Annotated in this window: 4 protein-coding genes; all 4 read right to left on the reverse strand. The window is 71.4% G+C overall.

Annotation, left to right across the window (positions count from 1 at the left end; genetic code table 11):
* Positions 1-615: 615 nt before the first annotated feature.
* Positions 616-2,052, reverse strand: a complete 1,437-nt coding sequence (ahcY, locus tag N864_RS18560) for an adenosylhomocysteinase (protein WP_034720598.1) — start codon at positions 2,050-2,052, stop codon at positions 616-618.
* Between the two features lie 207 nt (positions 2,053-2,259).
* The gene (locus N864_RS18565; RefSeq protein WP_034720602.1) at positions 2,260-3,189 is read right to left on the reverse strand and encodes a DUF808 domain-containing protein; all 930 of its coding nucleotides are present in this window, start codon (positions 3,187-3,189) and stop codon (positions 2,260-2,262) included.
* 29 nt (positions 3,190-3,218) lie between these two features.
* A complete protein-coding gene (locus N864_RS18570) occupies positions 3,219-4,622 on the reverse strand; it encodes a mycothione reductase (protein WP_034720607.1) in 1,404 nt (467 codons plus the stop codon).
* A gap of 26 nt (positions 4,623-4,648) precedes the next feature.
* Positions 4,649-5,655 (reverse strand): SIS domain-containing protein (locus tag N864_RS18575; protein ID WP_034720609.1); only part of this gene is annotated, 1,007 nt, incomplete at its 5' end.

The following is a 5,655-nucleotide window of genomic DNA, read 5'->3' on the forward strand; positions in this document are numbered from 1 at the left end:
CGCCGGGGTCGCGGCCGTGGTGGGGCTGCCCGTCGCCGCGAGCGCGCTGGTGGACGCCCCGGTCGTTGCCGGACCGCTCCCGCTGGACGGCGGCTGGGCGGTGCCCGAGCACGCGGCGATCGTGAGGGCGAGCGCTGCCGTCACAGCGCCGGAGACCAGCTTCTTCATCCGTCTTCCTGTCCGTCCGGCCGGGTGTGGGCCGCCGGGATGAGCCGCAACCCCAAGCAAGGGTATGCCGCTCAGCTGGCTCAGCTGAGCGGCATACCTCACGCCTTGGCGTCAGTAGCGGTGTCTTCGCGCTACTGGGCCGAATCGGCGCTCCGGGCCTCGCTCGTACCTCGCTCGTGTCCTCACGCCTTGGCGTCAGTAGCGGTGTCTTCGCGCTACTGAGCCGAATCGGCGCTCCGGGCCTCGCTCGTTCCTCGCTCGTGTCCTCACGCCTTGGCGTCAGTAGCGGTGTCTTCGCGCTACTGAGCCGAATCGGCGCTCCGGGCCTCGCTCGTTCCTCGCTCGTGTCCTCACGCCTTGGCGTCAGTAGCGGTGTCTTCGCGCTACTGAGCCGAATCGGCGCTCCGGGCCTCGCTCGTTCCTCGCTCGTGTCCTCACGCCTTGGCGTCAGTAGCGGTAGTGCTCCGGCTTGTACGGGCCCGCCACATCCACGCCGAGGTACTCCGCCTGGCCCTTGGTCAGCTCAGTGAGCCGGACGCCGAGGGCATCGAGGTGCAGGCGCGCGACCTTCTCGTCGAGGACCTTCGGCAGCGTGTAGACGCGGTTGTCGTACTCGCCGCTCTTCGTGAACAGCTCGATCTGGGCGATCGTCTGGTTGCTGAAGCTGTTGCTCATCACGAAGCTCGGGTGGCCGGTCGCGTTGCCGAGGTTGAGCAGGCGCCCCTCGGACAGCACGATGATGCTGCGCCCGGACGGCAGGACCCACTCGTGCACCTGCGGCTTGATCTCCGTCTTGACGACGCCCGGGAGCTTGGCCAGGCCGGCCATGTCGATCTCGTTGTCGAAGTGGCCGATGTTGCCGACGATGGCCTTGTCCTTCATCTGCTCCATGTGCTCGGCGCGGATGACGTCCTTGCAGCCCGTGGTCGTGATGAAGATGTCGGCCGTCTCCACGACGTCCTCGAGCGTCGCGACCTGGTAGCCCTCCATGGCGGCCTGCAGCGCGCAGATCGGGTCGACCTCGGTGACGACGACGCGGGCGCCCTGGCCGCGCAGCGACTCGGCGCAGCCCTTGCCGACGTCGCCGTACCCGCACACGACCGCGACCTTGCCGCCGATGAGGGTGTCGGTCGCCCGGTTGAGGCCGTCGATGAGCGAGTGCCGGCAGCCGTACTTGTTGTCGAACTTGCTCTTGGTGACCGAGTCGTTGACGTTGATCGCGGGGAAGAGCAGGTCTCCCGTCTCGGCGAGCTGGTAGAGCCGGTGGACGCCGGTCGTCGTCTCCTCCGTGACGCCCTGGATGCCCGCAGCGACCTTCGTCCACTTCTGCGGGTTCTCGGCGATGGTGCCGCGGACGAGGTCCTTGAAGACCGCGAACTCCTCGGAGTCCTCCTCGGTCGTCGCGGGGACCTGACCGGCCTTCTCCCACTCGACGCCGTTGTGGACGAGCATCGTGGCGTCGCCGCCGTCGTCGAGGATCATGTTCGGCCCGTCACCGTTCGGCCAGGTGAGGATCTGGTCGGTGCACCACCAGTACTCCGGCAGCGTCTCGCCCTTCCAGGCGAAGACCGGGACGCCCTGCGGGTCGTCCGGCGTGCCGTCGGGCCCGACGGCGACCGCCGCGGCCGCCTCGTCCTGGGTGGAGAAGATGTTGCACGAGGCCCAGCGGACCTCGGCGCCGAGCGCGGTGAGCGTCTCGATGAGCACGGCCGTCTGGACCGTCATGTGGAGGGAGCCGGCGATCTTCGCTCCCTTGAGCGGCTGGCTCGCGGCGTACTCCTCGCGCAGCGCCATGAGGCCCGGCATCTCGTGCTCGGCGAGGCGCAGCTGGTGGCGTCCGGCCTCGGCGAGCGACAGGTCGGCAACCTTGTAATCGAAGGACATGGATGGTCCCTTCCGTTCGTCGGTGGTGTGCAGACCCGGCGCAGCCCATCTGGGCATTCGCGGGTCATCACCCACGCCGGCGGTCGTCCAGTCTACCGGCGCGCGCGGCGGACCACGTCAGCCCGGGCCGCCACGCGCTCGCTCCAGGGTGCGCGGGCGGGCGGCGCCCTCGGGCGCAGCCGCGCCCCCTCCCGTATGCCGCTGTGCTCAGTGCGCCGCGCGGCGCCGGGGCAGGAGGTGGAGCAGTCCCACGACGAGCGCGCCGACGACGAGACCGAAGATCGCCGAGCCGACCGTGCCCCCGAGCCAGCCGAGGACGCCACCGAGGGCGGGCACGCCCTGCCCGGCCTCCTCGAGGGCGTGGACGACCCCGAGCGGGCCGTGCCACCCCAGCTCGTCGAAACCGACGACGAGGATGTGGCCGCCCACCCAGAGCATGGCGACGATCCCGATCGTCGACAGCGCCTCGAGCAGGACCGGCATGCCCTTGACGAGGAGCCGGCCGACCCGCTGGGCCGACGGCGACTCCTGCTGCGCCAGTCGCAGGCCGACGTCGTCCATCTTCACGATGAGCCCGACGACGCCGTAGACGAGCGCCGTGATGACGACGGCGACGATGACGAGGATGGCCGCGCGCGCCCAGAACGCCTCTCCGGCCACCTCGTTGAGGGCGATGACCATGATCTCCGCGGAGAGGATGAAGTCGGTCCGGATGGCCCCGGAGACGACCGCCTTCTCCTGGCTGGCGTCGACGGCCGCGGCCGGCTCGTCCTCGTGAGCGCCGGACAGGGCCTCCCAGATGCGTTCGGCGCCCTCGAAGGACAGGTAGGCCCCGCCGAGCATCAGCAGGGGTGTCAGCAGCCATGGCAGGAACTGGCTGAGGACGAGGATGACCGGCAGGATGATGACGATCTTGTTGCGCAGCGACCCCAGGGCGATCCGCTTGATGATCGGCAGCTCTCGCTCCGGCGACAGTCCCTGCACATAGCGCGGTGTCACCGCGGTGTCATCGACGACGACACCGGTCGCCTTGATGCTCGCCCGGCCCGCGGCGGCCCCGACGTCGTCGACCGATGCGGCGGCGAGCTTGACGAGGGCCGCGATGTCGTCGAGGAGCGCGACCAGTCCACCTGCCATGGGCAGATCCTAGGGGCGGCGGCGCCTCGTCACGGGGTCGGGGACCTCGGGTAGCGCTCGGCGAGGTCGAGACCGAGCAGCGCGTTCTCGACGACCTCGGCGAGTGCCGGGTGGATCCAGTACTGGTCACGGGCGACGACCGGGGCGGGCGTGCCGAGCGCCATCGCCTGGATGAGTGGCTGGATGAGCGTCGAGGCCTGCGGCCCCATGACGTGAGCACCGAGGAGCAGCCCGGTGTGCGGGTCGGCGATGACCTTGCACACGCTCGTCGTGTCCTCCATGGCCCAGCCGTAGGCGGTGTCGCCGTAGGACTGCACCTTGACGACATGTGGGCGGTGCTGGGCGACGCACTCGTCCTCGGTCAGCCCGAGAGTTGCGATCTGCGGGGCGGTGAACACGGCGGAGGGCACGTTGCGGTGCGGGAACGGTCGCAGGTCGTCCGGGTGGACGAGGTTGTGGGCGACGGCCCGGGCTTCGGCGTTGGCCACGTGCTTGAGCTGGTACGGCGAGCAGCAGTCGCCGAGCGCCCACACGCCGGCGACACCGGTGCGGCCGTACTGGTCGACGACGACGCGGCCGTCGGTGTGGGTGCGCACCCCCGCCATGTCGAGCTGCAGGTCCGCCGTCGAGGGGGCCCGTCCGGTCGCGACGAGCAGCAGGTCCCCGGAGACCGACGTGCCGTCCGTGAGGTCCAGGACGACGGCGTCGCCGTCCGTCCGGGCGCGTGCGACGTGTGCGTCGGTGTGCACGTCCCACCGGTCCCGGGCGAGCCGGGTGAACCGCTCGGCGATCTCCGAGTCGAGGTGCCGGAGCAGCTTCTCCCCACGCGCGATGACGGTCACCCGCACGCCGAGCGCGCTGAAGATGTGGGCCATCTCCGCGGCGATGAAGCCGCCGCCCAGGACCAGGAGGTGCTCGGGCAGCTCCTCGATCCGCATGATCGTGTCGGAGGTGTGGAACGGCACGCCGGCACCGCTGATGGCCGCGGGCACGAGGGCGTGGGCCCCGGTCGCGATGACGACCTGGTCGGCGGTCAGCTCGGCCGCCCGCCCGTCGGGGTAGGCGACGGTGAGCTCCCTCGGCCCGGTGAAGCGGGCCCGCCCCAAGTAGGCCGTGGTGTTGGGCCCGTTGACCCGGTAGTCCTTGCCCCCCTCGGCGATCGGGTCGATGCGCTGGAAGATCCGGTCCCGGATGTCGCGCCACCGGACCTTCGTGACCTCGGCGTCGACGCCGTAGCGCGAGGCGCCGCGCACCGCGTCGGCCACCTCAGCGGCATACACGAACATCTTCGTCGGGATGCACCCGACGTTGAGGCAGGTGCCCCCGAAGGTCCCCGACTCGATGACGGCGACACGCTTGTCGTCGAAGTCCGGAGTGACGAGGGAGTTGCCTGAACCGGTGCCGATGATGGCGAGGTCGAAGTGTTCGGTCACGCGGGGCAGCCTACGTCGACGCCTCGTCAGCGCGGACGGGCGTCCTGCAGGATGCGCACGTGCCGGGAGTCGCCCGGGTCGTAGCCGAGGCCGAGGGCGAGGTAGGTCGCGGCGAAGTCGGTGTGCGCGACGTGGTGCGCGAGGCGGAGCAGCGGGTCGGCCGAGGTGGCGTCGATGAGCGAGACGCGCACCCCGGCGTCCTCGGCCGCCGCGATGACGGCGTCGGACACGGCGGAGTAGCCGCCACCGTCCTCGGAGGCGTCGCGCAGCATGATGAGCCGCAACGGCCGGCGCACGCGGCCGTCGAGGAACGGGTCGGCGAAGATGTCGCTCGAGCCCTGGTCGCCGTCCTCGCCACCGGCGAGCGGGCCGTCGAAGCACGCCACGATCTGGGAGGCGGCGTCCGGGAGGAAGCCGTAGGCGACCGGGACCCGGCCGGTCCGGCCGAACATCGCCGTCGCGCGTCGGGCCGCGGTCTCCCCCAGCGGACCGCAGCCGAGCAGGATGGGGATGGACTCGGAGACCTCGGCGGCGAGTGCCTTCGCCGGGTTCTCCCACGACTCGACCCGGGGGCCGAGGCTGCGCGCCTGCTCGTCGAGCACGTCGGCGAGCGCGTCGACCGTGGGCCTGCCGATCGAGGCGAGGCCGAGGGCGTCCGCGGCCATGAGCACCGGGGTGGCCTGCGCCCACAGCGAGGTCCGTGAGCCGGCACCGGCTGCGTCGATGGGGACATGGGTGCCGTGCGCCCGGGCGCACACATCGGCGAGGGGCGAGTCGGCCGCGCCGACCGTCAGCAGGTTCGCGCCTCGTCGCGCCGCCTCTGCGGCCAGCGCTAGCGTGCCGGCGGCGCGGCCCGACTGCGACACCGCGATGACGAGGTCGTAGGCCCCGACCCAGCCGGGCAGGGGCGTGGACCGGCAGGTCTGGACCGGGACTGCACTGTGTTGGCGCGTCACCGCGTCGAAGAGGCCGCCCACCGCACCGGAGCCGCCCGTGGCGGCGACGACCACCCCGCGCGGCTGGATGTCGGCGA

This window comes from Intrasporangium chromatireducens Q5-1 (assembly GCF_000576575.1).
GTDB lineage: Bacteria > Actinomycetota > Actinomycetes > Actinomycetales > Dermatophilaceae > Intrasporangium_A > Intrasporangium_A chromatireducens.